The organism is Streptomyces sp. NPDC006207 (assembly GCF_040613835.1).
In the GTDB taxonomy this organism is placed as follows: domain Bacteria; phylum Actinomycetota; class Actinomycetes; order Streptomycetales; family Streptomycetaceae; genus Actinacidiphila.
The window spans coordinates 1-25,373 of the sequence record NZ_JBEXSX010000015.1; the positions used below are offsets into that span (position 1 = coordinate 1).

Sequence of the window (25,373 nt, forward strand, 5' to 3'; positions counted from 1 at the left end):
GCTGCACACCTACAATCACCACCGCGGACACACCGCGCTGAACGGCAAACCACCCGCCAGCCGCGTCCCCAACCTCACAAGGCAATACACCTAGGCCATGTCGTCACACGGCCCAGCGCCGGTGTCAGTCGCGGACGATCACCTGGGCGTGGTCACTCGCGCCGAGTTCCCGGAGGGTGCGGTGGATCCTGCGCAGAGCGCCGTCCCTGTCCACGTCGTCGTCGACCTCCAGGTCGAGGTGGCAGCTGCCCATGCCGGTCCCGGCGCCCGTGATCTCGCCGTCGGCCTCGAACGCGGCTGCGAGCGCCTCCTCGACCTCGTCGCGGTCGAGGGGCAGGGCCGTGAGGACGATCTCCACGAACACCGCGCGACCTCCTGCGAACCGGGTACCGGTGCACCCTGACGGCGACCGCGCCGGCCCGCTCCGGGCGACCCTTACCCTTGACCCTTGTGTCCTCTCTGCAAGCCGCCCTCGCCGGTCTCCTCGACGGGCTCCCGCCCGGCCGTGCCACCCAGGCCGTCGACCGGCTGATCGCCACCTACCGGGGGCGTACGCCCAGCAGCACTCCGATCCTCCGCGACCGCTCCGACGTCGCCGCCTACGCGGCGTACCGCATGCCGGCCACCCACGCCGCGGTCGGCGCGGCGCTGGCGGAGTTCCGGGCCCGTGCGGGGGAGTGGGCCCCGGCGAGCCACCTGGACGTGGGCGGCGGGACCGGCGCCGCGACCTGGGCGGTCGCCGACGCCTGGGAGGACGGGACGCACACCAGCACCGTCCTCGACTGGTCGGACGCGGCGCTCTCGCTCGGCCGGGAGCTGGCCGCCGGGGCGGAGCACACCGCCGTGCGGGACGCGCGCTGGCACAAGGCGCCGCTCGGCACCGGGGCACGGCTGCCCGAGGCGGACCTGATCACGTTGTCGTACGTCATCGGCGAGCTCACGGAGACCGACCGCGACGCGGTCGTCGACGAGGCGGCGCGCGCCGCGGCCGGCGCCGTGCTCGTCGTCGAACCGGGCACCCCGGACGGTTACGCCCGGGTCCTCGCGGCGCGCGAGCGGCTCATCGCGGCCGGCTTCCACGTCCTCGCCCCCTGCCCCCACGACGGCACCTGCCCGGTGCAGGCCCCGGACTGGTGCCACTTCGCGGCCCGGGTCGCCCGCACCTCGCTGCACCGGCAGGTCAAGGGGGGCTCCCTGCCGTACGAGGACGAGAAGTTCAGCTACGTCGCGGCCGCCCGCTTCCCCGCGGCGGGCGACGGCTCACCGGACCGTGTGGTGCGGCATCCGCAGATCCGCAAGGGACAGGTCCTCATCGACCTGTGCACGGTCGAGGACGGCCTGCGCCGCGACACCGTCAGCAAGCGGCACGGCGCGCTGTACCGTGCCGCCCGCGACGTCGCCTGGGGCGACGCGTGGCCGCCTCCTGCGGCGGAACCGGAGTAGCCCCGGGTCCGCGGGGCGACGGCCTGCCGCCGACGGCGTGCGGCACCGCGCGGGGCGCAGGGCCGCACCCTGCCGCGCGCTCACCGGTCGCCCAGCACCGCCATGGCCGCGTTGTGGCCCGGGACGCCGCTGACCCCGCCGCCGCGCACCGCGCCCGCCCCGCACAGCAGCACGTTCGCGTGCGCGGTCCCCACGCCCCAGGCGCCGCCGCCCGACTCCGCGTAGGGGAACGCCAGGTCGCGGTGGAAGATGTGCCCGCCGGGCAGGCCGACCTCCCGCTCCAGGTCGAGCGGGGACTTCGCCTCGATGCAGGGCCGCCCGTCCGCGTCCACCGCCAGGCACTCCGCCAGCGGTTCCGCGAGCACCGCGTCCAGCTGCGCCAAGGTCGCCTTGAGGAGGGTCTCCTTGGCCTGCGCGGGGTCGTCGGCGAAGAGCCGCGCCGGGGCGTGCAGCCCGAAGAGGGTGAGGGTGTGCACGCCTTGGGCGGCCAGGTCGGGGGCGAGGATCGACGGGTCCGTCAGCGAGTGGCAGTAGATCTCGGACGGCGGCGCCGTGGGCACCGCGCCCTCGGCCGCCTCGCGGTAGGCCCGGTCCAGCTGGGTGTACGACTCGGCGACGTGGAAGGTGCCGGCGAAGGCGTCGCGCGGGTCGACCGCGGTGTCGCGCAGCCGCGGCAGCCGCCGCAGCAGCATGTTCACCTTGAGCTGCGCGCCTTCGGGCTTCTGCGGGGCCGCCTCGCCCAGCAGTCCGGCCAGCGCGTACGGGGAGGCGTTGACCAGCACGTGCCCCGCGCCCACGCTGCCGCCCTCGAACGACACCTCGGCCCGCGTGCCGTCGGTTGCGACGGCCGTGACCTCGGTGCCGGTCAGGATCTCCGCCCCGGCCGACCGGGCCGCGTCCGCCAGGGCGTCGGTGAGGGCGCCCATGCCGCCGACGGGCACGTCCCAGTCACCCGTGCCGCCGCCGATGACGTGGTAGAGGAAGCAGCGGTTCTGCAGCAGGGAGGGGTCGTGCGCGTGGGTGAAGGTGCCGATCAGGGCGTCGGTCAGCACCACGCCGCGCACCAGGTCGTCCTCGAAGGCGGCCTCGACGGTCTCGCCCAGCGGCCGCTCGAACAGCGCCGACCAGGCCTCCGGGTCGTCCACGGTCCGCTCCAGCTCGGCCCGGGACGGCAGCGGCGCGGTCAGCGTCGGGAAGACGCGCTCGGCGACCCGCTGCGTCATGCCGTAGAAGCGCTGCCAGGCCTCGAAGTCGCGGTCGGAGCCGGTCAGCCGGACGAAGCTCTCACGGGTCGCGGACGGCGACTCGGCGTCGACGAGGAGCCCGCCGTCGCCGTACGGGGTGTAGGAGGAGATGCGGCGGCGCCGGACGGCGAAGCGCAGCCCCAGGTCGTCGACGATCTTCCGGGGCAGCAGGCTCACCAGGTACGAGTACCGGGACAGCCGTGCGTCCAGACCGGTGAACGCCCGCGTGGAGACGGCGGCGCCGCCGGTGCCCGGGAGCCGCTCCAGCAGGAGCACGGAGCGGCCCGCGCGGGCGAGGTACGCGGCGGCGACCAGGCCGTTGTGGCCGCCGCCGACGATCACGACGTCGTACGAGGGGTGAAGGGGCAGCTGCGACATGGGCCCTTTCGTATCACGCTCAGTCGCGCAGCTCCATGGTGCAGCACTTCACGCTGCCCCCGGCCTTGTGCAGTTCGGACATGTCCACCGGCACCGGCTCGAAGCCGCGCTCGCGCAGCCGCCGCAGCAGCCCGGTGGCCCCGGAAGGGACCAGGACGTTCAGGCCGTCGCTGACGCAGTTGAGCCCGAAGGCCGTGGCGTCCTGGCGGGTGGCGGTCAGAGCGTCGGGGAAGAGCCGGCGCAGCACCGCGCGGCTGCCGGGGGAGAAGGCGTCCGGGTAGTACATGATCTCGTCGCCGGCGAGCACGCACAGCGCCGTGTCGAGGTGGTAGAAGTGCGGGTCGGTGAGCTCCAGGCCGATGACGGGGCGGCCGAAGAACTCCTGGAGCTCGGCGTGCGACAGCGGGCTGCTGCGGAAGCCCTTCCCGGCCAGCAGCCAGCTGTCGGTGACGGCGAAGTCCCCCTCGCCCTCGTTGACGTGGTGCGGGTCGTGCACCTCTCCGTAACCGCGGTTCAGGAACCACTCGCGGTGCGCGGGTGCCTCCGCGGCCCGCTCGGCGTTGGCGAAGCGGGCGCCGAAGACCCGGCCGTCGACCACGGTGGCGCCGTTGGCGGCGAAGACCATGTCCGGCAGGCCCGGCAGCGGCTGCAGGATCTCGACGGTGTGCCCCAGCGAGCGGTAGCGGTCACGGAGGTCCTCCCACTGGAGCAGGGCGAGCGCGGGGTCGACCGGCTTCGTGGGGTCCATCCAGGGGTTGATGGAGTACGTGACGCGGAAGTACGTGGGAGGACACATCAGATACCGGCGGTACGAGGCGGTGCGCGCTGCGCTCAATGAAGGCTCCTCGCGGTGTGGTTGAGGCCGTAGTGACATGGTGGACCCACAGCGGACACCCCGCACCGGATTGCGGACGCAAACACCCCCCCCGGCGGAGCCCTCCCAGAAGCACGAGGAGGCCGTCTGCCGGGTTGTCCAAAGTTCCCCTTATGATTCGGGGGTGTTCGATTCCAGGCACATCAAGACCTTCCACACCGTGGTCACGGCCGGCTCCTACTCGGCCGCTGCGGTGGCGCTGGGCTACACCCAGCCCGCGGTCACCCAGCAGATGAAGGCCCTGGAGCGCTCGGTGGGCACCGCGCTCTTCGTCCGCGTCGGGCGGCGCATGCGGCTGACCGAGGCGGGTGAGGCGCTGGCGCGGCACGCCGAGACGATCCTCGACAGCATCACCGTGGCCTGGGAGCAGATAGGCGCGGTGACCCGGCTGGAGACCGGCCGGGTGAGGCTGTGCGCCTTCCCCAGCGCCAACGCCACCTTGATCCCCGAGGCGCTGGCCCTGCTCGCGGCCGAGCACCCCGGGATACGGGTCGAGCTGCTGGGGGACGAACCGCCCGACTCGCTGGAGCGGGTCACCCGCGGCGAGTGCGACATCACCCTCGCCTTCACCTACCCGGGGCTGCACGAGGCGGTGCCGGACGACCTGGTCGAGATCCCGCTGCTGGAGGACCAGCTCATGGTCCTGATGCCGGCCGGGCACCGGCTGGCCAGGTCCCGCTCGGTCAGGCTCGGCGACCTGGCCGACGAACGCTGGATCGCCGGCTGCATGCGCTGCCGGGTCAACTTCCTCCACGAGTGCGCCGAGCTGGGCTTCGCCCCCGACATCGCCTTCGCCACCGACGACAACCTCGTGGTCCAGTCGCTGGTCGCGGAGGGGCTGGGGGTCGCGATGATGCCCGGGCTGGTGCTGTCCTTCATGCGGCTGGACCGGGTCACCGGCCGGCCGCTGGACCCCGTCTCCCGCCGCCGGGTCGCGGCGTACGTGCCGCGCGACCATCTGCGGATCCCGGCCGCGGCCCTGGTGCTCGACGCGCTCAAGGCGGTCGCCGAGCGGCGCAGCGGCTGCTGACCCGCACCCCATCCATAAGGAGGGGCAAAGCGGGGTGAAGGAACTGTCAGTGGACGCGCGGGCTCGTACGCACGGACGCTGCGGACATGACCTCCGCGACCGTTCCGGCGCTCTCCGCGCCCACCGCCCGGCTGGCCCGCCTCGTCGACGAGGTGCGCGAGACGGTCGGCCGCGGCCTGCCGCCCGGCCCGACGGCCCACCTGGTGGGCGAGCGGCTCGCGCCGCACCTCGGCGCCGCCGACCTGCTGGCCGAGCGGCACCGCGAGGGCGACCCGGACCGCTACCGGCAGCACATCCTGCACGCCGAGGAGGACGGCAGCTTCTCGATCGTCGCCCTGGTCTGGCTGCCGGGGCAACGGACGTCCATCCACGACCACGTCTCCTGGTGCGTCACGGGGGTGCACCAGGGCCAGGAGCACGAGCGCCGCTACCGGCTGGTCCCCGACGGCACCGGCTCCCGCCTCGTCCCGACCCAGGACGTCGTCAACGTCCAAGGCGAGGTCTGCGGCTTCGCGCCGCCCGGCGACATCCACCAGGTGTGGAACGGCGGGACCGGCAAGGCCATCTCGCTGCACATCTACGGTGCCGACATCTCCCGCCTGGGCTCCAGCGTGCGGCGGGTCTACCGGCTGCCGGTCGGCGAACGGTGAACCTCCGCACCGCGACGCGCACCCCCGTGCCCGTCCCCCGTGGGGCGGCGCCGACCGCCCGCCCCGCCGCGTCCCACGCCGGAGGCGGCGCGGGCCGCCGCCGGGCCGTCGCGACCGTGCTGCCCGGCCTGCTGGTCACCGCCCTCGGCGCCGTCCTGGCGACCGCACTGCACCGGCTGCTGCCCGCCGTGCCGGTGCCCACCACCGCCGTCCTCCTCGGCATCGCCGCCGCGAACCTGCCGGGCCTGCGCGCGACCCTGCGCGGCCGGGCCCGGCCGGGGCTCACCTTCGCCGGGAAACGGCTGATGCGCATCGGCATCGTGATCCTGGGACTGCAGCTGGGCCTCGACGACGTGGTCGGCCTCGGCTGGGCCACGGCCGGCATGGTGGTGTGCGTCGTGGCCGCCACCTTCTGGGGCACCCTCTGGCTCGGCCGCCGCATGGGCCTGCGCGGCGACCAGCCGCTGCTCATCGCCACCGGCTACTCCATCTGCGGTGCCTCCGCCATCGGCGCGGTGAGCCAGGTCAGCGGCAGTGACGAGGAGGACGTGGCCGCGTCCGTCGCCCTGGTCACGCTCTGCGGCACCCTCGCCATCGGCGTGCTGCCGCTGCTGCACCACCCGCTCGGCCTGGACGACGTGCAGTTCGGCCGCTGGGCCGGAGCCGGCGTGCACGACGTCGGACAGGTCGTCGCGACGGCCCAGACCGCGGGCCCGGCGGCACTCGGTGAGGCGGTGCTCGTCAAGCTGATGCGCGTCGCGCTCCTGGCACCCCTGGTCGCAGCCGTCGCCTACGCCCTGCGCCGGCGGCACGCCATGTCGGGTGCCGCGGGGCCGGACGCCGCCGCCTCCGCGCGGCGGACCCCGCTGCTGCCCCTGTTCGTCGTGGGCTTCCTCGTCATGATCGCCGTGCGCAGCACCGGAGTCCTGCCGGCCGGCGTGCTCGACGGAGCACAGCAACTGCAGCAACTGCTGCTGGCCATGGCCATGGTGGGGCTCGGCAGCATGGTGCACCTGCGCGCCCTGGCGCGAACCGGGCCGCGTGTGGCCGCCGTCGGCCTGATCTCCTGGACCCTCATCGCCACCGTCTCCTACGCCGGTGTGCTCCTCACCAGTTGACGACCCCGGCCGGCGGCCCGACGACGAGCGCGGTACCGGCCTGCTGGATGGTGCCGTCCAGGGCGGAGCCGACACCCGTCTTCCCGGCAGGGACGGTGGCCATGAGGCCGCCGACGGCAAAGCCGGTGCCATGCACCCGGCACCCCGCCCGGGCCCGCCTCTAAGGTGAGCGCATGCCGACACCGCAGACCGACCCCGACGACGCCCTGCTCCCGGACACCCGCCGGGCCCTGCTGCACCGCGTCGCGGTCGCCCAGTCCAGCAGCCGCACCCCCTCCCTCGTGGGGGCCGTCGTCCGGGACGGCGAGGCCGTGTGGACCGGAGCGCGCTCCTGCGTGGACGGGCATGCCCCGGACGGGGACACCCAGTACCGGATCGGCTCCCTCACCAAGACCTTCGTGGCCGTCCTGGTGATGCGGCTGCGCGACGCGGGACGCCTCGGGCTGGACGACCCCGTCGAGAAGCACATCGGCGGCACCCCCGCCGACGGGGTCACCGTGCGCCAACTCCTCACCCACACCGCCGGACTGGCCGCGGAGACCCCCGGCCCCTGGTGGGAGCGCACGCCCGGCGCGCTGCGGCCGGAGACGGCCGACCTCCTCGGCGGGACGCCGCGGCTGCACCCCGCCGGCGAACGCCACCACTACTCCAACCCCGGGTACGCCCTGCTCGGCGCCGTCGTCGAGGCGCTCCACGACGGCCGGCCCTGGGACGAGGTGCTGACCGCCGAGGTCCTGGAACCGCTGGGGATGACCCGTACGACGCGCCGCCCGCAGGCCCCGCACGCCGGCGGCTGGGCCGTCCACCCGTACGCCGAGCTGATGATGGCCGAGGCCGTGCAGGACACCGGCCTGATGGCCCCCGCGGGCGAACTGTGGTCGACCGCCGACGACCTGTGCCGCTGGGCCGCCTTCCTCGCCGCGGGCGACGAGCGCGTCCTGGTGCCCGCGACGCTGGAGCAGATGCGCCGGCCGGCCGCGCCGGGCGGTGACCAGGGCCTCGGCGTGCAGCTGATGAATACCCCGGACGGCCGGGTTCTGGTGGGGCACGGCGGCTCGATGCCCGGCTTCGTGGCCGGGCTGTGGTGCGACACGGAGGAGGGACTCGGCGCGGTCGTCCTCGCCAACTCCACCACCGGCGCCCCGACCACGACGATCGCCGCCGACCTGCTGCGCATCGTCGCCGAGCGCGAGCCCCGCATCCCGGAGCCCTGGCGGCCCGACTCCGACCCCGACCCGGAGCTGCTCGCCCTCACCGGCCCCTGGTACTGGGGCACCGCCCCGCACGTCCTGCGCCTGCGCACCGGCCGCGACCTGGAACTCACCGCCCTGTCCGGCACCGCCCGCGGCGCCCGCTTCCGCGCGGAACCGGACGGCACCTGGACCGGCCTGGACGGCTACTACGACGGCGAGACCCTGCGCGCGGTGCGCGCCCCCGACGGCACCGTCGGCCATCTCGACCTCGGCTCCTTCGTCTTCACCCGCACCCCCTACGACCCGGCGGCCCCGGTCCCGGGCGGAGTCGACCCCTCGGGCTGGACCTCCCCCCTCGGCTAGGCCGCGTCCCCACATCAGCTCCCCCAGCTCCGCTGGGGGTGCCCCACCGCCCGGAGGGCGGGCCCAGCGGCTCCCCCGGCTCCGCTGGGAGGTGCCCCCAGGTGCGGTGCATCGCAAGGCGGAGAGTCGTCCTCGTAGTGGGCTACTCGGACGATTCGACAACTCCCCCTAGCCGAAGGCTGGGGGGAGTGCCGTGCCTGGGGGCACCTCCCAGCGCCAGCTGGGGGAGCGCCGCGGGGCAGGCAGGACTTTGACGACGCGGCCTGCGCGGTACGGGCGCCCGAACGGCGGGGACCAGCCGGGCCGTCGCGGGTCAGGGGATCAGGCGGTCAGCGGGAACTCGCGGCCCAGCGCGGCGAAGACCGCCGAGTTGTGGGCGAAGGCCCGCCGGCACTCCTCCACGACGCGCTGCTTCTCGAGGTCGTCGACCGGCAGGGCGTCCAGCAGGCTCCGGTACTCGCGCTTGAACGCCGCGGGGTTGCCGATCGCGTCGAAGACGTAGAAGCGCACGCCGTCGCCCTTGCGGGAGAAGCCCCAGGTCTTCTCCGCGATGCCGCGGATGACCTGCCCGCCCGAGAGGTCGCCGAGGTAGCGGGTGTAGTGGTGGGCGACGTAGCCCGCCGGCCACGCGCGGGCGGTCTCGGTGACGCGGCGGGCGTACGCGAGGGTCTCGGGCAGCGCGCCGGCGCTGTCGCGCCAGCCGGGGGCGAGCAGGTGGTCCAGGTCGCGTTCCAGGGCGGCGACGCGCATCAGCTCCGGACGCAGGAAGGGCCCGGCCACGGGGTCGCCGGCCAGTTGCGCGGCGGTGTCCTCCAGCGCCCGGTAGACGAACCAGAGCTGCTCGGTGTAGCGCGCGTACGCTGCGACCCCCAGGCGGCCGCCGAGCAGGTCGCCGATGAACGTCGAGGTCTCGGCCTCGGTGTGCCGGTCGTGGCTGGCGGAGCGGATGACGGCCGAGAACGGTGCGGTCGCGGAGCCGTGGGCTGGCGTCAAGGGAATCCTCCTGCGTCGGGCCTGCAGGAATCGTCGCAACTTAGGGGACCCTAAGTCCATGGGTTGCCGACAACCTGTCGGGAAACCAGGTTAGCGCGGATCCGCCCTCCGGGGCGGACGGCGCGTCGTCCCGCGGGTGACGGTGGTCACGGAGGGGAGGCCGGTGCCGGTCGCCGCCCCGGGTGCCGCGGGCAGCGGGGACAAGCGGGGACAAGGGAAACGTGCCCGGATCCGCCCGGGACGGGGGACGCCCTGCAGGGGGACCCCGCGCGCGGCCGGAATGCGGACGGGGAGCAGGATGGTTTCCACCATCCGTGGATTCCGCTCACGGCCTTTCCCTCGTTACGTAGGGTGGAGCAAGGGTTCACGGGGCGAGGAAAGGGGCTCGATGGTCACCAAGGGCAGGTTGTCCGACTGGCTGCGCCGCAAGGCGGGGGAGCGCGGTGCCGGAGTGGACGGGGCCGCGGTCCGCGCGGCCGCCGGTGGCCGGAACGGGGACGACCTGCGCCGGGACGAGCTCCTCCTGGAAGCCGCGGACGCCGGCCTGCCGCTGGCGCCGGCCGCCCACCCGTCGCCCGTGTCCGGTTACCGCTGTTCCTGCGACCGGATCGGCTGCCCCACCCCGGGCACGCACCCCGTCTCCTTCGCCTGGCAGACCCAGGCCACCACGGACGCGGAGCAGGTCAGGCGCTGGCTGCGCGCGCACCCCCTGGCCAACTTCATCACCGCCACCGGCATCGCCCACGACGTCCTGGACGTACCCGCCGAGGCGGGCCGGATCGCCCTGGAGCGGCTGGCCGCCGAGGGTTCCGCGGCCGGGCCCGTCGCGGTCTCCGACGGGCGCATGCTGTTCTTCACCGCCACCCGTGCCACGGCCGACGAGGACGAGTGGTGGCCGTGCGAGCTGGACTGCCATCCCGAGACCCTCGACGAGCACCCGGGCCTGCGCTGGCACCACCGCGCCAGCTACGTGCTGCTCCCGCCCTCGCGTCTGCCCTCCGGCGCCACCGTCGCGTGGGTCGCCGGCCACGGCCCCGAGCAGGTGCTGCCCGACCCGCTGCCGCTGCTCGGGGTGCTGACCGACGCCTGCGCCCAGGTCGAGCCCGAGCCCGAGACGGCCGGCTGGCTGCACTGACCCCGGCCCGGGGGCCGTGAAGCGGTCGGGAGCCCGGCGGCCTCAGCCCTCGTCACCGACCGGAACCGCTGCGGACGGCCTGACGGCCGGCGCGCTGACCCTGCCGGGGCGCAGGAAGAGGAACATCGTGGGCGCGAGGTACAGCGCCCAGACCGCCACCTGCAGCCAGGTCGGGTCCGGCTGGAAGTTGAACACGCCCTTGAGCAGCGTCCCGTACCACGAGTCCGGCGGGATCTGGTCGCTGACGTCGAAGGCCTCGGTCCCCAGCCCCGGCAGCCAGCCGGCCTCCTGCAGGTCGTGGAAGCCGTACGCGAGCACGCCCGCCGCGACCACCACCAGCATGGCGCCGGTCCAGGTGAAGAACTTGGCCAGGTTGATGCGCAGCGCGCCCCGGTAGAACAGCCAGCCCAGCACCACCGAGGTCAGCAGGCCCAGCACCGCGCCCACCAGCGGGCGCACGCCGTCGTCGGTGGCCTGCACGGCGGTCCAGATGAACAGGGAGGTCTCCAGCCCCTCACGCCCCACGGCGAGGAAGGAGGTGATCACCAGTGCCCCGGTGCCCATGGCGATCGCGACGTCCAGCTTGCCGTGGAGTTCGGCCTTCAGGTGCCGCGCGGTGCGCCGCATCCAGAAGACCATCCAGGTCACCAGGCCGACCGCGACGATCGACAGCGAACCGCCCAGCGCCTCCTGCGCCTCGAAGGTCAGCTCGGAGGAGCCGAACTGCAGGGCGGCGCCGAAGGCCATGCTCACCAGGACCGCGGTGCCGACGCCGAGCCAGACCGGCGGCAGCTTGTCCTTGCGGTCGGTCTTCACCAGGTACGCGACCAGGATGCAGACCACCAGGCTGGCCTCCAGGCCCTCACGGAGCCCGATCAGGTAGTTGGCGAACACCGCCGGTCACTTCCTCTCAGTCGTTCTGGAAGAGCTCGCGGCCCCACCAGTCGTCCTTGTCCCGGACGCCCGGCGGTACGGCGTAGACGGCCGAACCCACGTGCTGGATGTACTCGTTGAGGGAGTCGAGCTTCGCGAGCCGCATCTGCAGCGGCACGAAGCCGTCCCGGACGTCGCGCTGGTACGCGATGAAGAACAGCCCGGCGTCCAGGCGGCCCAGGCCGTCGGTGCCGTCGGTGAAGGAGTAGCCGCGGCGCAGGATCGTCACACCGCTGTTGTCCGGGTGCGCCAGCCGGACGTGCGCGTCCGGGAGCATCGCCTTGAAGTCCGGGGCGTCGTGCTCGCGCTGCCTGCCGATCGGAGCGCCCTCGCCCTTCGTCCGGCCGAAGATCTGCTCCTGCTCCTGCAGCGGGGTGCGGTCCCAGGTCTCGATGTGCATCCGGATGCGGCGGGCGACGAGGTACGAGCCGCCGGCCATCCAGGACGGGCCGTCCTTGGCGGACACCCACACGTGCTCGTCCTGGGTGGCCCTGTCGGAACCCGCGACGTTGTGCGTGCCGTCCTTGAAGCCCATCAGGTTGCGCGGGGTCTGCTCCTCGGGAGTGGTCGAGGAGGTCTTGCCGAAGCCGAGTTGCGACCAGCGCATCGCGACCTTGCCGAAGCCGATCCGGGCCAGGTTGCGGATGGCGTGCACGGCCACCTGCGGGTCGTCCGCGCAGGCCTGGACGCACAGGTCGCCGCCGCTGCGGTTCGGGTCGAGGGCGTCACCGGGGAACTTGGGCAGGTCCACCAGCGCCCCGGGGCGGTGCGCCTTCAGCCCGAAGCGGTCCGCGCCGTCCTTCGTCGTGAACAGTGAGGGGCCGAAGCCGATGGTGAGGGTGAGCCGGGAGGGCTGCAGGCCCAGCGCCTCACCGGTGTCGTCCGGCGGGGCCTCGGCGAGGCCTCCGACCGCGCCCTCGCCGACCGGCCGGCCCTGCGTCATCTTCCGGGCGGCGTCGGTCCATTCCTTCAGGAGCGCGACCAGTTCCCCGCGGTCCTCGGTCTTGACGTCGAAGGACGCGAAGTGGAGCCGGTCCTGCACCGGGGTCGTGATGCCGGCCTGGTTCTCCCCGTGGAAGGCGATCGCGCTGCCCGCGGCGCCCGCGGGCTGCACGTCGTCCCCGGAGCGGACCGCGGCCACGGCGCCGCCGGCCGCGGCGGCCGCGACGACGACACCCGCACCGGTCCAGCCGAGCACCTTACGACGCGACGTGACACTCTCATCGGACATGGTCCACAGCCCCCGGGGTTACTTGGCGACAGCCGAGGCGAGCTTCGACAGGGGCTCGGCGAGCGCGTTGACCGCGTCCGAGAGCTCCTTGCGCTGGTCCTTGCCGACGGTGTCGTAGGAGACGAACTCCGTGGTGCTGCCGCCCTTGCGGTACTTGTCGAGCAGCGCCGTCAGGGCCGGGAACTGCTTGTCGAGGTCGGCGGTGAGCGCCGCGTCGTTCTCGGCGGCGACCGGCTTCAGCAGTTCGTAGGCCTTCATCGCGCCCTCGACGTTGGCCTGGAAGTCCGACAGGTCGGTGTGGGAGTAGCGGTCCTCCTCACCGGTGATCTTGCCGGTGGCGACCTCGTCCAGCAGCTCCTTGGCGCCGTTGGCCATGCTGGTGGCGGTGATGTCGGCCTTGCCGACGCGGGTCTGCCAGTCCTTCAGGTCGGTGACGAGCTGGTCGGCGAGGGCGCCCTCCTCGGCCCCGGCCTTCTTGTCCTGCCACAGGGACTTCTCCAGCCGGTGCCAGCCGGTCCACTTCTGGCCGTCCTCCAGGCCGTCCTCGCGGGTGTCGGTCAGCGGGTCGATGTCGCCGAAGGACTCGGCGACCGGCTCGGTGCGCTCCCAGCCGACCCGGGAGGGCGCGAAGAGCGACTTGGCCTTCTCCACGTCGCCCGCCTTCACGGCGTCGGCGAACTGCTGGACCACCGGGATCGTCTGGTCGGCCTGCTCCTGGGCGTACTTGCGGTACGCGGCCACGGCGGCGTCCAGCCGCGGGTCGCTCTTGGCGGCGCCCTTGCCGGTGACGGTGATCTTCTGGCGGATGCCGTCGCCCTTCATGCCGGGCTTGCAGGCGATCTGGTACGTACCGGCCTTGATCTCGGCGGTGATGGTGGCCTTGGTGCCGGGGCCGATGTTCTCCCGCTCGGTCACGATCTGGTCGCTGGCCGTGTAGACGTAGACCTCGGTGACCTTGGAGCCCTTGTTCTCGACGGCCAGCTGCACGTGCCCGGCCGGGAAAGTCGTCCTGGAGACCTCGCACTTGGTGTCCGTCGCGGTCACCGTGACGGCGTCGGACGCCTTGCCGTCCGCCTTCTCCGCGCACCCGGTGACGGTGACGGCGACCACTATGCCGGCGGCGGCTACTGCGGACATGCGGACGGCGGACATGCGATCTCCAGGCGGCTCGGGAAGCTATGACTTAGGCAAGCCTCTCCTGTGAAAGGCTTGCCTAACCTATCCGAGGCCTATCGCGACACGGCCGCATTTCGGTAAAGGAATCCCCATGAGGAGGTCAAGGCAGCGTCAGGATCTCCGCGCCTGTGTCCGTCACCACAAGGGTGTGTTCAAACTGCGCGGTGCGCTTGCGGTCCTTGGTGACGACCGTCCAGCCGTCGTCCCAGATCTCGTACTCGTGGGTGCCCAGGGTCAGCATCGGCTCGATGGTGAAGGTCATGCCCGGCTTCATGGTCGTGGTCGCACGCGGGTCGTCGTAATGCGGGACGATCAGGCCGGAGTGGAAGGCGGTGTTGATGCCGTGGCCCGTGAAGTCGCGCACGACGCCGTAATTGAATCGCTTGGCATAGGACTCGATGACCCGGCCGATCACATTGATCTGCCGTCCGGGCTTCACCGACTTGATGGCGCGGTTCAGGGATTCCCGGGTGCGCTCCACCAACAGCCTTGATTCTTCGGCGACTTCGCCGACGAGGTACGTGGCGTTGGTGTCCCCGTGCACCCCGTGGATGTAGGCGGTGACGTCCAGGTTGACGATGTCGCCGTCGCGCAGCCCGGTCGAGTCGGGGATGCCGTGGCAGATGACCTCGTTGATGGAGGAGCACAGGGACTTGGGGAAGCCCCGGTACCCGAGGTCCGAGGGGTAGGCCTGGTGGTCGCACATGTACTCGTGCGCGATCCGGTCCAGCTCGTCGGTGGTGACACCCGGCGCGATCGCCTTCGCCGCCTCCTCCATGGCCCGCGCGGCGATCCGCGAGGCGATCCGCATCTTCTCGATCGTCTCCGCCGACTGCACCTCCGGGCCGTCGTACGGCCGCGGCGCGGGCCTGCCCACGTACTCCGGACGCGGGATCGAGGCGGGCACGGGACGGGTGGGGGAGAGCTTGCCGGGAACCAGGACAGACATGTCAGCGAGTGTATCGGCGGCCGGTCGGGCAGCATGGCGGCAGGACGTCGTACGAGGAGGGACGATGGCGTTGTTCAGGCGAGTCCGCAAGCCCGCGGGGAAGCCCGGCGAGTGGTTCTACTGCATCGAGCACCACAAGGTCGAGGAGGGGCCGGAGTGCCCCGCCAAGGACCGGATGGGGCCGTACCCGAGCCGCGCGGACGCGGAGCGGGCGATGGAGACGGCCGCCGAGCGGAACCTGCAGTGGGAGAACGACCCGCGGTGGAAGGACCGCTCACGGGAGGGCGGGGAGGAGTGAGCCCGCCGGGGGCCGACGGGTGCACGATGGAAGGGTGAAGCTCGGGCTGGCCGGCGACACCATGCTCGGCCGCATGGTGGCCGCGCGGCTGGCCGAGGCCCCTCCGGAGGCGCTGTTCTCCGAGGAGGTCGTGGCCGTCGCGCGGGAGGCGGACCTCTTCGTCCTCAACCTGGAGTGCGCGATCTCCGACCGCGGTGAGCCCTGGCCCGACCCCTTCAAGCCCTTCTTCTTCCGTGCCCCGCCCGTCGCCGTGCGCGCCCTGACGCACCTGGGCGTGAGCTGCGTCAACCTGGCCAACAACCACGCCCTGGACTACGGCCGGACGGCGTTGCTGGACACGCTGGAGCACCTGGCCGCCGCGGGGATCGCCGCCGTCGGGGCCGGACCGGACGAGAGTGCGGCGCGCGCCCCGGCGGTGCTGGGCGGCCCCGGGGGTGCGGCGGGCCGCCCGAGCCTGGGCGTCGTCGGTGTCACCGACCATCCGGCGGAGTACGCCGCGGGACCGGACCACCCCGGGGTGGCCTACGCGGACCTGCGCGAGGGCGTCCCGCGCTGGCTCGCCGACGGCGTCGCGAGCCTGGGCGCGCGGACGGCGGCGGTGCTCGTCACCCCGCACTGGGGGCCCAACATGACCACCGGCCCGGCCCGCTACATCCGGGACGCCGCCGGGGCCCTGCGCACGGCGGGCGCCACGCTCGTCGCGGGCAGTTCCGCGCACGTCTTCCACGGCGTGACGGACGCGGTGCTCTACGACCTCGGCGACTTCGTCGACGACTACGCGACCGATCCGCGGCTGCGCAACGACCGCGGCCTGTTCTTCCTCGTCACCTTCGACCCCGCCGGCCACCGCCCCGTCCGGCTGGAGGCGGTGCCGATCGCCCTCGACTTCTGCTTCACCCGGCTGGCCGACCGCGGTGAACGGGCCTGGATCGCCCGGCGGTTCCGGCGCGCCTGCGCCGGGTTCGGGCACCGGGTCACAGAGGAGGGCGGGCGGCTGGTGGTCCGCTGGGACGGCGAAGCTACCGACCCGTAGCACAGACGGCCCCTTGCTGTCCGAGATTCCGAACGGATTGAGGTCCAGACCAACGACGCTCCGTTTCCAAGGGCACGTGGACCGGATCCGACCGACGGCCGGTCGGAGGAAAGGGGCCCCCATGTCCAGGAAACGCACGATGAGCACCAAGCAGAAGATCGCGCTCATGACCGGCGCGGCCACCCTGGCCGGCGGCTTCGCCGTGGTGACCATGAGCATGGGTCATGCCTCGGTGGTGTGCGACGGGCTCGACCAGGCGCTGCGCAACAACGAGAGCTTCATCGCGGCCCAACGCGCCAATCCCGACTCCCAGTCGGCGGCCCGGATCGCCAACCGCGAGGCGGTGATCAAGCAGATCAACGTGCAGCGGGAGGCCTCCGGATGCGGTGCCGCGCAGGCGGCGCCCGCGGCGCCCGCCGCCCCGGCCGGAAAGGGTCAGGGCCAGAACCAGCAGGGCCAGAACCAGGGGCAGAACCAGGGCCAGAACCAGGGTCAGGCCACGCCGCCGGCCGGCGGCGCCGTCGGCCAGGTCGTCTGCGCGGGCTCGACGGTCACCCTCTCCGGCGAGAGCGGCGCGCCCGCCGCCTCCAGCAACCAGTTCCCGCTGGGCACCAAGCTCAAGGTGACCAACCTGGACAACAACAAGTCGACCACGGTGTCGGTGACCTCGACCTCGGGGAGTTGTGCGCTGCTGAACAACGCGGCCTTCGAACAGGTCCGGGAGCCCGGCAAGTTCCTGATCAGGAAGGCGCGCATCGAACGCGTCGGCTGACCGGGGGACCCCGCGGCCGGTCCGGGCCACTGCCGTACCAGGAAGCGGCAGTGGTCCGGACCTCTTGACGGGAGCACGACACTTCGCTTCAATCCGCGTGACAGGTCCAGACCAACGGTCCAGACCACTCGCACAGCGCAGCCCCCCGCCGCCCCCCACTGGGAGGTCACGTGCTCTTCCGTCGTCATGTCCCCCGTACCGGATCGCGCAGATCCCGCATCCTGGCCGGCGTCACCGCCGCCTTCCTCGCCGCCGCGGGCAGTCTGATCGCCCTGCCCGGCACCGCCCACGCCGCCAACCTCGTCGCCAACCCGGGCTTCGAGAGCGGCAGCCTCTCCGGCTGGTCCTGCTCCGGCGGATCGGTCGTCGGCAGCCCCGTGCACAGCGGCACCAAGGCACTCGCCGGCGCCGTCAGCAGCAGCGACACCGCCCAGTGCACCCAGACCGTCTCCGTACAGCCCAACACCGCGTACTCGCTGACCGGTTGGGTGCGCGGCGCGTACGTCTACCTCGGGGTGACCGGCGGCGCGTCCACCTGGACCCCGTCCGCCGCCTCCTACACCCAGCTGACCGTCCCCTTCACCACCGGCGCCTCGCAGACCAGCGTCCAGATCTACGTGCACGGCTGGTACGCGCAGGGCACCTACAACGCCGACGACATCAGCCTCGACGGCCCCGGCGGCGGGGGCGGCGGTGACACCCAGGCGCCCACCGCGCCCAGCGGCCTGACCTCCACCGGCAAGACCTCCTCCAGCGTCTCGCTGTCGTGGAACGCCGCCACCGACAACACCGGCGTCACCAGCTACGACGTCTACCGCGGCAGCACACTGGCCACCACCGTGACCGGCACCTCCGCCACCGTCACCGGCCTGGCCGCGAGCACCTCGTACACCTTCACCGTCAAGGCGCGCGACGCCGCGGGCAACACCTCGGCCGCCTCCAACGCCGTGACCGTCACCACCAACGCGGGCGGTGGCGGGGGCACCGGCTTCAAGCAGGCCGCGCCCTACCTCTACCTCGGCTGGGGCGACCCGCCGAGCCCGTCCACGGTGATGAGCGCCACCGGCATCAAGTGGTTCACGATGGCCTTCATCCTCTCCTCCGGCGGCTGCAACCCCGCCTGGGACGGCTCCCGGCCGCTGACCGGCGGCACCGACCAGTCCACCATCAACGCGATCCGCGCCGCGGGCGGCGACATCGTCCCGTCCATCGGCGGCTGGAGCGGCAACAAGCTCGGCCCCAACTGCTCCACGCCCGAGGCGCTCGCCGGCGCGTACCAGAAGGTGATCGACGCCTACGCCCTCAAGGCGATCGACGTCGACATCGAGAACACCGACGAGTTCGAGAGCGAGGTCGTCCAGGACCGCGTCCTGAACGCGCTCAAGATCGTCAAGCAGAACAACCCCGGCATCCGGACGATCGTCACCTTCGGCACGTCGACGACAGGCCCGAGTTACTGGGGCAACCGCCTCGTCGAGCGGGCCAACGCGCTCGGCGCCAACATCGACGTCTTCACGATCATGCCGTTCGACTTCGGCGGCGGCGCCGACATGTACGGCAACACCGTGAACGCCGCCGAGGGCCTGAAGGCCAAGCTGAAGTCCACCTTCGGCTGGGACGATGCCACCGCCTACGCCCACCTCGGCATCTCCGGCATGAACGGGCTGAGCGACCAGCAGGAGAACACCACCCCGGCCATCTGGACCCAGATCCGGGACTGGGCCAACTCCCACCAGATCGCCCGGCTCGCCTACTGGGCCGTCAACCGGGACCGCCCGTGCCCCGGCGGCGGCGTGACCAGCAACTGCTCCGGCATCAGCCAGAGCACCTGGCAGTTCACCTCGATCACCGCCGGCTTCACCGGCTGATCGGACCCCGCCCCCCACGGGTCAGGCGGCGGAGGACACCGTGTCCTCCGCCGCCTTCCGCATGTCCACGGCGTGCTCGTTGGTCCGGGCGTCGTACGCCATCAGCGTCGGCAGGCAGGCGGCCAGCGCCCCGACCGCCGCCACGCACGCCAGCCCGCCGGTCCACACCGAGGTGCGCAGGCCCAGCAGCGCCGCCGAGCCGCCGGCCCGCACCTGGCCGAACTGGGGGCCGATGGTGAAGGAGAGCAGTTCGATGCCGGCCAGCCGGCCGCGCAGCGCGTCGGGGATGGTCTGGTTCCAGATCGTGGCCCGGAACACCCCGCTGACCATGTCGAACGCACCCGCCAGCGCCAGGAAGGCCAGCACCAGCCATACGTTGCGGGACCAGCCCGCCGCCGCCATGCACAGACCGAAGCCCGCCGCGGCCAGCACGATCGCCCGCCCGTGCCGGTGCACCCGGGAGGACCAGCCGCCGGTGAGGCTCATCAGCAGCGCACCCGCCGGCAGGGCCGCGTACATCAGGCCCAGCGACCAGGGCGCGCCCAGGTCGTCCGCCATGAAGGGGAACACGGCGATCGGGAACGCCAGACCGGTCGCCGCGATGTCCACCACGTAGGTGCCCAGCAGTTCCTTACGGCTCCAGGCGTAGCGCGCCCCCTCCGCGATCGAGCGCAGCGAGGGGCGCTTCGCGTCGTGCGAGGGCGGTGAGGGCCGCAGCCCGAGGCCGAGGACGACCGAGAGGGCGAAGGTGAGGGCGTCGACGGCGTACGCCCACCGCAGGCCCGCGTACGCGATCAGCACACCCGCCAGGGAGGGCGCCGCGATCGCGCCGATCTGCCAGCGCAGCGCGTTCAGCGAGGCGGCGGCGGTCAGTTGCCCGTGCGGGACGATGCGCTGCACGATCGCGTCCAGGGCCGGCCGCTGGAGCCCGCCCAGCGCGCTGGTCAGCGCGGCGACCACGTACAACGGCCAGAGCACCGGCCGCGGCAGCAGGGCGTTGACCAGCAGCACGGCCGACAGCACCCCGAGGGCCGCCTCCGTCCACAGGATGAGCTTGCGCCGGTCCAGGGCGTCCGCGAGCGCCCCGCCGTAGAGGCCGCAGACGATGAGCGGCACCAGTTCGACGGCGCCGAGGGCGCCGACCGCGAGGGTGGAGCCGGTCAGCTCCTTGACCTGGACCGGGACGGCCACGAAGGTCAGGAAGCTGCCGAAGGTCGTGATCAGGCCCGCGCACCACATCAGGCGGAAGTCGCGCGAGGTCCGCCACGGTGCGAGGTCGGGAAGGAGTCTGGACACGAGGACGCATGCTCCGCGCGCTGGCCTCCCGGCGCAACCGGGTTTCTCCCTCCGCCGGGCACGGGCGGGGCACCGGCGGCCCGGTCAGCGCATCAGCCCCGCGGCCGCCAGCCGCTGCCGGACCACCGCGACGGCGGTGTCGTCCAGCGGGACCTGCGGGGGCGCCGTGGCCGCGCAGCCGATGACGCCGCGCAGCCGCAGCGCCGCCTTGAAGGCACCCAGCGCCGAGGAACTCGCGCCCATCGCGGCGGAGTCCGCCCCCGCGTCCACGATGGCGTAGAGCCGCGCGAGCCGGTCCTGCTCCGCCGCGGCCTCGCGCCAGCGTCCCGCGACGGCGTGCGCGTGGAGCCGTACGTAGCCGTGCGGATCCACGTTGCCGAGGCCGGGGACGACGCCGTGCGCGCCCGCCAGGAGGGCGCCGTCCACCGCGAGTTCGGACCCGGTGAGCAGCGCGAAGTGGGAGTCCAGGCCGCGGCGGCGCAACTCGGTGAGCAGTCGGCGCATGGGGCCGTCGGCGCCGCTGCTGTCCTTCAGGCCGGCCAGGGTGCCCTCCTCCGCGAGGGCCAGCACGGTCGCGGCGGGCAGCTTGGTGTGCACCGCCGAGGGGATGTCGTACGCGAACAGGGGCAGCCCGCCCGCCCCGTCCCGCACCCGCCGGAAGTGGTCGGCGATCTCCACCGGATGCGTCGCCGCGTAGAAGGGCGCGGTCGCCACCAGGGCGTCGGCGCCCGCAGCGACGGCGGCCCGCGCGTGCTCCAGGACACGCCGGGTGGTCATGTCGACGACGCCGGCGAGCACGGGCACCCGGCCCCCGACGGCCTCCACGACCGCGGTGAGCGCGGTGCGCCGCTGGGCGTCGGTGAGGAAGGCCGTCTCGCCGCTGGACCCCAGGGCGAAGACCCCGTGCACTCCGGCGGAGAGCACATGCCCGACCAGGGCGCGCAGGCCCTCGGTGTCCACGTCTCCCGTCTCCGTGAGCGGGGTGCACAGAGGTGGTACGACCCCGCGCAGCGGGCGGAGCGGATCGGTCCCGGTTGCGGTCATGGACCGCTTCCTACCAGCTCGCGGGCGGTGGCGACACCAACTGCTCGGCGAGCCGCGCGAGTCGGGGCAGCCGGTCCCGCAGCCGCACCCGGCGTCCGGCCGCCGCGCTGACCAGGTGCTGCAGCACGTCCATGCCGACCTCGGAGGGCTCCGGCGGCACGGTCAGCGCCTCGTGCGCCAGCCCGCGCAGCTCCGGGTCGCCCGCGTCCATCGCCAGCACCGTCGCGCCGGAGCGCCGCGCGTCCTCCACGCGCTCCAGCAGCCCGGCCTCGGCCCGCTCGGGGGTGACCACCAGCACCGTCTCGCCCCTGCGCGCCGCCTCCAGGCGGGCCGTCCCGACCGCGAGGTGCGCAGGCGCGCCCGGCGGCACGCGGTGCCGCACCAGCGTCGGCGACAGCTCCGGCAGCCCGCTCCAGGCGGCCTCGTCGTCCAGATGGGCCGCCATGTGCCAGGGCTCGTACTCCCCGCTGCCGACCAGCAGCAGCCCGCCCGCGGGCCCCCGGCGGACGGACCCGCGCAGGGAGCCGGCGAAGGACCGGGTCAGCTCCGGCCACTCGCTCCCGGACAGCAGTTCACGGACGACCTCGACCCGTACGGCATCCATGCACCGCATCCTCGCGGACCACGCACCGGCCCGGCCCCGCTTCGCGCCGTGCTCACCCGAACGGGTCAGTCCGCGCCGCCCGCGGGCAGGGCCCTGGACACCCGCTCCCGTACGTCCGTGAAGTGCCGCCGCATGGCGGCCCTGGCCGCGCCCGCGTCCCCGGTGCGCAGCGCGCCGACGACGGCGCGGTGGTTGGCGACGACGCGCTCGACCGGGTCGTCGGCGGGCGCCAGGGCGGCGCCGACCTCGTGGTAGGCGCTCCGGAACAGGTCGACGAGCTGCAGCACGAGCTCGTTGCCGCAGGAGGCGTAGAGCAGCGCGTGGAAGGCCCGGTCCGCGTCGGGGTCGTCGACCATCCGGCCGGCGAGCGCGTCGAGTTCGTCCAGCCGCTGCGCCGGTATCGTCCCGGCGACCTCGCCTATCAGGCCGACCTCGAGCAGCTCGCGCACCGCGACGAGGTCGGCGAGGGCGCGCACCCGGGACCGCAGGTGGAAGGTGAGCGAGGGCATCAGCACCCGCAGCGGCGCCTCTCCGACGAACGTCCCCGTGCCGTGCCGGATCTCCACGATGCCGAGCGCCTGCAGCGCGCGCACCGCCTCGCGCACGCTGTTGCGGCTCGCACCGAGCAGGTCCATCAACTGCGGCTCGGTCGGCAGGGTGGCGCCGGGGGCGAGCCGCTGCTCGTGGATCAGCTCGATGATGCGGTCCTGGAGCCTCGGGCCGCGGCTCCTGCCGACGGTTCTGGTCACGGGCGGCCGCCTTTCCCTGTGCTGTCGTGCACTTTTGACGTTCCGTCAGCTGTCCCGTGCGGCCCGCACGGGACAAGGGACGTCCAGCGTCCACCCCGCGGCCGCGCATCGGGAGGCAACACCGATGTCATACCTCACATCCGTCGTCCCCCGAGCCAATACCGGCGTGTACGGGGGCTCTCACGCACCGCGGAGCGGCCGCGACGCGGGGCGGAGCGGGACGCGTCACAACGCCTGCGCGGGCCATGCACCGCCCCCACCTGGCAGGATCGCGGTATGACTGTTGACAGTGGCAATGAGACCCCCGCCCCCAAGGCCCCGGCGAAGGACCCCTGGGAGCTGCCGGACGTGTCCGGCCTCGTCGTCGGCGTCCTCGGCGGCACCGGCCCCCAGGGCCGCGGCCTGGCGTACCGGCTCGCCAAGGCCGGCCAGCAGGTGGTCATCGGCTCGCGCGCCGCGGACCGCGCCCAGGCCACGGCCGACCGGCTCGGCCTCGGGGTGCAGGGCGCCGACAACGCGGAGACCGCCCGCCGCAGCGACGTCGTCATCGTCGCCGTGCCGTGGGAGGGCCACGGCGAGACCCTCCAGGCGCTGCGCGGCGAACTCGCCGGCAAGCTCGTCGTCGACTGCGTCAACCCGCTGGGCTTCGACAAGCAGGGCGCCTACGCCCTGAAGCCGGAGGAGGGCAGCGCCGCCGAGCAGGCCGCCGCGCTGCTGCCGGAGTCCCGCGTCACCGCCGCCTTCCACCACCTGTCCGCGGTGACCCTCGAGGACCCGGAGATCGACTCGATCGACACCGACGTCCTCGTGCTGGGCGACAGCCGTGCCGACACCGACCTGGTCCAGGCCCTGGCCGCGCGCATCCCCGGCATCCGCGGCGTCTTCGCCGGCCGGCTGCGGAACGCGCACCAGGTGGAGGCGCTGGTCGCCAACCTGATCTCGGTCAACCGCCGCTACAAGGCCCACGCCGGTCTGCGCCTGACCGACGTCTAGGCCCGCGGGGGCATGGGGGACAATGGGCGGGTTCGCGACCGACCCGACAGGAGCCGCCCCCCATGCCCCGCCTCGCCCTCTACGCGCTCGTCCTGTGCGCGCTCGCCGTGGCCGCCGCCGTCGTGTCCTTCGTGGAGGGCAGCTGGCTCGGTGTCTTCTGGATCCTGATCGCGGGTCTCACCAGCAACATGTGCTGGTACTACCTGCGCAAGGCGAAGGCCGAGCGGGAGTCCGCCGAGCAGCGGATCACTGGCTGAACGGGTCGCCCTTCCAGAACTGGAAGAAGGCGTAGCCCAGGCTCGACAGCCAGTCCGGGATCCCGAAGAGCGCCATCACCGAGTCGACGAAGCCGAAGAACGCGGAGTTGACCTCGGGGATCCACAGCACACCGAAGACGGCCAGCAGTCCGAACTGCCCGAACGGCTCCAGCTGGCGCCGCGTCCGGTACGACAGCCAGGGCTCGATCACGCCGTAGCCGTCCAGGCCCGGCACCGGCAGCAGGTTCAGGATCGCCGCCGTGACCTGCAGCATCGCCAGGAACGCCAGCGCGGACGCGAAGGGCGCGTGGGCCTGGTCCAGAGAGACGACGCCGAAGGTGAAGGGCAGCATCAGGGCGATCGCGAACAGCACGTTGGTCAGCGGGCCCGCGGCCGAGATGAGGCTGTGCTTCCAGCGGCCGCGGATCCTGCCCCGCTCGATGAAGACGGCGCCGCCGGGCAGGCCGATGCCACCCAGGATCACGAAGATCACCGGCAGCACGATGCTCAGCAGCGCGTGCGTGTACTTCAGCGGGTTCAGGGTCAGGTAGCCCTTGGCCCCTATCGAGATGTCGCCGCCGTGCAGCGCGGTACGGGCGTGCGCGTACTCGTGCAGGCACAGGGAGACGATCCAGCCGGACACGACGAACAGGAACACGGCGAAGCCGGTGCTGGTGGAGAAGTCCGTCCACACCGCCCAGCCCGACACGGCCATGATCGCGGCCAGGCCCAGGAAGATCGGGCTGATCTGCCGTTCACTGCGGGTTGCTGCGGTGGTCATCGTGCGGGCTCCTGCGGAGGCGGTGCGGCATCGGTCGTGGTGCTGGCCGCCCGATCATGCCATCCGGCCGCCGCCGGGCACACCCACGGCGGGATAACGCCCCGGCGACGCCGGACGTTCCTGCGGCCCGTCGGCGACGCCCGGGTCGCGACCGCGTTGCGATACGTCATCGATCGCACCCGCTCCGTCGCCGCTGGGGTCACGGTGGGCGCACCCTGAAGTCGTCCGGGGCCGGGGGGCCCGAGGACGGGGTCAGGACGGGGGAGCCATGACGTGGAAGAGGTTCGCCGTGCCGGCGCTGCTCGGCATCGCCGTGTGCGGCACGCTGACCGGGTGCACCGTGCCGGTGGCGGGTACCACCGGTATCGCCGTGAGCGAGGACGGCAGGCCGTTGGGTGTGATAGTGGTCTGCCACGACCACATCGACGGGGCCACGCTGTACGACTCCGACGCGGATGACGCCTCGGCTCGCCTCGGCAGGTGGAGCCGCGGCAAGCCGGCCACGGGGTTCACGGTGTGGTCGCTGGAGAGCGGCGGCAGGGGCTGGAGCGCAGAGGTGCCGGCGTCCGCCCCCTTCCCACCGCACCGTACGTACAGCCTGTACGGCTGGACCCGGGACGCCTCTTGGTCGACGGCGCACGTGAGGTTCACGGCGGCACAGTTCGCCGGGCTCGAGCCCGGTCAGGTCCGCTGGTTCAAGGGCATGGGGGAGCCGGGCACCGACGGGGATGGCAACGCCACGACGTCGATGGGGGAGTTCCGGGCGGACGCGTGCGAAGGTATGTGACCGGTTCTTCGTCTGCGGCGCCGTTGTGGTTGCGGTTGGGGTTTCTCCCCCGCCGCAGGCGCAACCAAGCCGCACACAACCGCCGGGCAGCCCGGCGCAGCCGCCCGCAGGCGCAAACAACCCGCACACGACAACGGGCCGCAATCACAACCCGGGGGGCGGACTCGGTCGCCGCTCGGAC

The 25,373-nt window shown here is 73.1% G+C and carries 26 protein-coding genes; 13 read left to right on the forward strand and 13 right to left on the reverse strand.

Annotated elements, in window-relative coordinates:
* Positions 1-124: 124 nt before the first annotated feature.
* Positions 125-364 (reverse strand): hypothetical protein, encoded by a 240-nt coding sequence (locus tag ABZ312_RS14485; protein WP_500322228.1) that lies wholly within the window; start codon positions 362-364, stop codon positions 125-127.
* Positions 365-450: 86 nt separating this feature from the next.
* On the opposite strand from ABZ312_RS14485, the gene ABZ312_RS14490 reads away from it, so the two are divergent.
* Positions 451-1,443 (forward strand): small ribosomal subunit Rsm22 family protein, encoded by a 993-nt coding sequence (locus tag ABZ312_RS14490; RefSeq protein ID WP_500322229.1) that lies wholly within the window; start codon positions 451-453, stop codon positions 1,441-1,443.
* Between the two features lie 80 nt (positions 1,444-1,523).
* Here ABZ312_RS14490 and ABZ312_RS14495 read toward each other — a convergent pair whose 3' ends face one another.
* The gene (locus tag ABZ312_RS14495) at positions 1,524-3,056 is read right to left on the reverse strand and encodes a phytoene desaturase family protein (protein WP_500322400.1); all 1,533 of its coding nucleotides are present in this window, start codon (positions 3,054-3,056) and stop codon (positions 1,524-1,526) included.
* A 28-nt stretch (positions 3,057-3,084) separates the two neighbouring features.
* Positions 3,085-3,900: a dimethylargininase gene (gene ddaH, locus ABZ312_RS14500; RefSeq protein WP_500322231.1), complete on the reverse strand. Its 816-nt coding sequence runs from the start codon at positions 3,898-3,900 to the stop codon at positions 3,085-3,087.
* Positions 3,901-4,063: 163 nt separating this feature from the next.
* On the opposite strand from ddaH, the gene ABZ312_RS14505 reads away from it, so the two are divergent.
* The 4 genes from ABZ312_RS14505 to ABZ312_RS14520 all read left to right on the forward strand — a co-directional run bounded on the left by ABZ312_RS14505 (position 4,064) and on the right by ABZ312_RS14520 (position 8,293).
* Positions 4,064-4,969, forward strand: a complete 906-nt coding sequence (locus ABZ312_RS14505) for a LysR family transcriptional regulator (protein WP_500322233.1) — start codon at positions 4,064-4,066, stop codon at positions 4,967-4,969.
* Between the two features lie 86 nt (positions 4,970-5,055).
* On the forward strand, positions 5,056-5,619 hold the full coding sequence (locus ABZ312_RS14510) for a cysteine dioxygenase family protein (RefSeq protein WP_500437742.1): 564 nt from the start codon (positions 5,056-5,058) through the stop codon (positions 5,617-5,619).
* A gap of 26 nt (positions 5,620-5,645) precedes the next feature.
* Complete coding sequence (locus ABZ312_RS14515) at positions 5,646-6,737, forward strand: YeiH family protein (RefSeq protein ID WP_500437744.1); 1,092 nt, start codon at positions 5,646-5,648, stop codon at positions 6,735-6,737.
* Positions 6,738-6,910: 173 nt separating this feature from the next.
* The gene (locus ABZ312_RS14520) at positions 6,911-8,293 is read left to right on the forward strand and encodes a serine hydrolase domain-containing protein (RefSeq protein ID WP_500437746.1); all 1,383 of its coding nucleotides are present in this window, start codon (positions 6,911-6,913) and stop codon (positions 8,291-8,293) included.
* 321 nt (positions 8,294-8,614) lie between these two features.
* Here the strand turns inward: ABZ312_RS14520 and ABZ312_RS14525 are convergent, their stop codons facing one another.
* Positions 8,615-9,286 carry a biliverdin-producing heme oxygenase gene (locus tag ABZ312_RS14525; RefSeq protein WP_500322237.1) on the reverse strand — a complete coding sequence of 224 codons (672 nt, stop codon included), beginning with the start codon at positions 9,284-9,286 and terminating at the stop codon, positions 8,615-8,617.
* 388 nt (positions 9,287-9,674) lie between these two features.
* Between ABZ312_RS14525 and ABZ312_RS14530 the strand changes: the two genes are divergently transcribed.
* The gene (locus ABZ312_RS14530; protein WP_500322238.1) at positions 9,675-10,421 is read left to right on the forward strand and encodes a bifunctional DNA primase/polymerase; all 747 of its coding nucleotides are present in this window, start codon (positions 9,675-9,677) and stop codon (positions 10,419-10,421) included.
* Between the two features lie 42 nt (positions 10,422-10,463).
* Here ABZ312_RS14530 and efeU read toward each other — a convergent pair whose 3' ends face one another.
* The 4 genes from efeU to map form a co-directional block, all read right to left on the reverse strand.
* Positions 10,464-11,315, reverse strand: coding sequence for an iron uptake transporter permease EfeU (gene efeU / locus ABZ312_RS14535; protein WP_500437748.1), 852 nt, complete (start codon positions 11,313-11,315; stop codon positions 10,464-10,466).
* 16 nt (positions 11,316-11,331) lie between these two features.
* Positions 11,332-12,585: an iron uptake transporter deferrochelatase/peroxidase subunit gene (efeB, locus tag ABZ312_RS14540; protein WP_500358030.1), complete on the reverse strand. Its 1,254-nt coding sequence runs from the start codon at positions 12,583-12,585 to the stop codon at positions 11,332-11,334.
* Between the two features lie 18 nt (positions 12,586-12,603).
* Positions 12,604-13,737 (reverse strand): iron uptake system protein EfeO, encoded by a 1,134-nt coding sequence (gene efeO / locus ABZ312_RS14545; RefSeq protein WP_500437750.1) that lies wholly within the window; start codon positions 13,735-13,737, stop codon positions 12,604-12,606.
* A 124-nt stretch (positions 13,738-13,861) separates the two neighbouring features.
* The gene (map, locus tag ABZ312_RS14550; RefSeq protein ID WP_500437752.1) at positions 13,862-14,710 is read right to left on the reverse strand and encodes a type I methionyl aminopeptidase; all 849 of its coding nucleotides are present in this window, start codon (positions 14,708-14,710) and stop codon (positions 13,862-13,864) included.
* Positions 14,711-14,774: 64 nt separating this feature from the next.
* Between map and ABZ312_RS14555 the strand changes: the two genes are divergently transcribed.
* The 4 genes from ABZ312_RS14555 (at position 14,775) to ABZ312_RS14570 (ending at position 18,681) form a co-directional block, all read left to right on the forward strand.
* The gene (locus ABZ312_RS14555) at positions 14,775-15,008 is read left to right on the forward strand and encodes a hypothetical protein (protein ID WP_499511552.1); all 234 of its coding nucleotides are present in this window, start codon (positions 14,775-14,777) and stop codon (positions 15,006-15,008) included.
* Positions 15,009-15,042: 34 nt separating this feature from the next.
* A complete protein-coding gene (locus tag ABZ312_RS14560; protein WP_500437754.1) occupies positions 15,043-16,041 on the forward strand; it encodes a CapA family protein in 999 nt (332 codons plus the stop codon).
* 121 nt (positions 16,042-16,162) lie between these two features.
* Positions 16,163-16,813 (forward strand): SCO2207 family protein, encoded by a 651-nt coding sequence (locus tag ABZ312_RS14565; protein ID WP_500437756.1) that lies wholly within the window; start codon positions 16,163-16,165, stop codon positions 16,811-16,813.
* A gap of 170 nt (positions 16,814-16,983) precedes the next feature.
* A complete protein-coding gene (locus tag ABZ312_RS14570) occupies positions 16,984-18,681 on the forward strand; it encodes a carbohydrate binding domain-containing protein (protein WP_500358024.1) in 1,698 nt (565 codons plus the stop codon).
* A 21-nt stretch (positions 18,682-18,702) separates the two neighbouring features.
* Here ABZ312_RS14570 and ABZ312_RS14575 read toward each other — a convergent pair whose 3' ends face one another.
* From ABZ312_RS14575 to ABZ312_RS14590, 4 genes are all read right to left on the reverse strand, one after another.
* Complete coding sequence (locus ABZ312_RS14575; RefSeq protein ID WP_500358022.1) at positions 18,703-19,977, reverse strand: MFS transporter; 1,275 nt, start codon at positions 19,975-19,977, stop codon at positions 18,703-18,705.
* Positions 19,978-20,061: 84 nt separating this feature from the next.
* Entirely contained in the window at positions 20,062-21,021 is a 960-nt protein-coding gene (locus tag ABZ312_RS14580; RefSeq protein WP_500358020.1) for a dihydrodipicolinate synthase family protein, read from the reverse strand.
* Positions 21,022-21,031: 10 nt separating this feature from the next.
* Positions 21,032-21,625 (reverse strand): hypothetical protein, encoded by a 594-nt coding sequence (locus ABZ312_RS14585; RefSeq protein ID WP_500322250.1) that lies wholly within the window; start codon positions 21,623-21,625, stop codon positions 21,032-21,034.
* A gap of 65 nt (positions 21,626-21,690) precedes the next feature.
* Positions 21,691-22,374 carry a FadR/GntR family transcriptional regulator gene (locus tag ABZ312_RS14590; RefSeq protein WP_500322252.1) on the reverse strand — a complete coding sequence of 228 codons (684 nt, stop codon included), beginning with the start codon at positions 22,372-22,374 and terminating at the stop codon, positions 21,691-21,693.
* A 276-nt stretch (positions 22,375-22,650) separates the two neighbouring features.
* Between ABZ312_RS14590 and npdG the strand changes: the two genes are divergently transcribed.
* Both npdG and ABZ312_RS14600 read left to right on the forward strand, forming a co-directional pair.
* Positions 22,651-23,367 (forward strand): NADPH-dependent F420 reductase, encoded by a 717-nt coding sequence (gene npdG / locus ABZ312_RS14595; RefSeq protein WP_500322253.1) that lies wholly within the window; start codon positions 22,651-22,653, stop codon positions 23,365-23,367.
* 62 nt (positions 23,368-23,429) lie between these two features.
* Positions 23,430-23,624, forward strand: coding sequence for a hypothetical protein (locus ABZ312_RS14600; RefSeq protein WP_499511543.1), 195 nt, complete (start codon positions 23,430-23,432; stop codon positions 23,622-23,624).
* Here the strand turns inward: ABZ312_RS14600 and ABZ312_RS14605 are convergent.
* A complete protein-coding gene (locus tag ABZ312_RS14605; protein WP_500322255.1) occupies positions 23,614-24,405 on the reverse strand; it encodes a site-2 protease family protein in 792 nt (263 codons plus the stop codon). The genes ABZ312_RS14600 and ABZ312_RS14605 overlap by 11 nt on opposite strands.
* Before the next feature lie 268 nt (positions 24,406-24,673).
* On the opposite strand from ABZ312_RS14605, the gene ABZ312_RS14610 reads away from it, so the two are divergent.
* A complete protein-coding gene (locus ABZ312_RS14610) occupies positions 24,674-25,192 on the forward strand; it encodes a hypothetical protein (protein WP_500322256.1) in 519 nt (172 codons plus the stop codon).
* The last annotated feature ends 181 nt before the right edge of the window (positions 25,193-25,373 follow it).

Excerpts from the sequence above, each read along its gene's own strand:
- ABZ312_RS14510 (WP_500437742.1), top strand. The coding sequence starts at position 5,056 with ATGACCTCCGCGACCGTTCCGGCGCTCTCCGCGCCCACCGCCCGGCTG.
- ABZ312_RS14520 (WP_500437746.1), top strand. The coding sequence starts at position 6,911 with ATGCCGACACCGCAGACCGACCCCGACGACGCCCTGCTCCCGGACACC.
- ABZ312_RS14530 (WP_500322238.1), top strand. The coding sequence starts at position 9,675 with ATGGTCACCAAGGGCAGGTTGTCCGACTGGCTGCGCCGCAAGGCGGGG.
- efeB (WP_500358030.1), bottom strand. The coding sequence starts at position 12,585 with ATGTCCGATGAGAGTGTCACGTCGCGTCGTAAGGTGCTCGGCTGGACC.
- efeO (WP_500437750.1), bottom strand. The coding sequence starts at position 13,737 with ATGTCCGCCGTCCGCATGTCCGCAGTAGCCGCCGCCGGCATAGTGGTC.
- map (WP_500437752.1), bottom strand. The coding sequence starts at position 14,710 with ATGTCTGTCCTGGTTCCCGGCAAGCTCTCCCCCACCCGTCCCGTGCCC.
- ABZ312_RS14555 (WP_499511552.1), top strand. The coding sequence starts at position 14,775 with ATGGCGTTGTTCAGGCGAGTCCGCAAGCCCGCGGGGAAGCCCGGCGAG.
- ABZ312_RS14565 (WP_500437756.1), top strand. The coding sequence starts at position 16,163 with ATGTCCAGGAAACGCACGATGAGCACCAAGCAGAAGATCGCGCTCATG.
- ABZ312_RS14580 (WP_500358020.1), bottom strand. The coding sequence starts at position 21,021 with ATGACCGCAACCGGGACCGATCCGCTCCGCCCGCTGCGCGGGGTCGTA.
- ABZ312_RS14585 (WP_500322250.1), bottom strand. The coding sequence starts at position 21,625 with ATGGATGCCGTACGGGTCGAGGTCGTCCGTGAACTGCTGTCCGGGAGC.
- npdG (WP_500322253.1), top strand. The coding sequence starts at position 22,651 with ATGACTGTTGACAGTGGCAATGAGACCCCCGCCCCCAAGGCCCCGGCG.
- ABZ312_RS14600 (WP_499511543.1), top strand. The coding sequence starts at position 23,430 with ATGCCCCGCCTCGCCCTCTACGCGCTCGTCCTGTGCGCGCTCGCCGTG.
- ABZ312_RS14605 (WP_500322255.1), bottom strand. The coding sequence starts at position 24,405 with ATGACCACCGCAGCAACCCGCAGTGAACGGCAGATCAGCCCGATCTTC.
- ABZ312_RS14610 (WP_500322256.1), top strand. The coding sequence starts at position 24,674 with ATGACGTGGAAGAGGTTCGCCGTGCCGGCGCTGCTCGGCATCGCCGTG.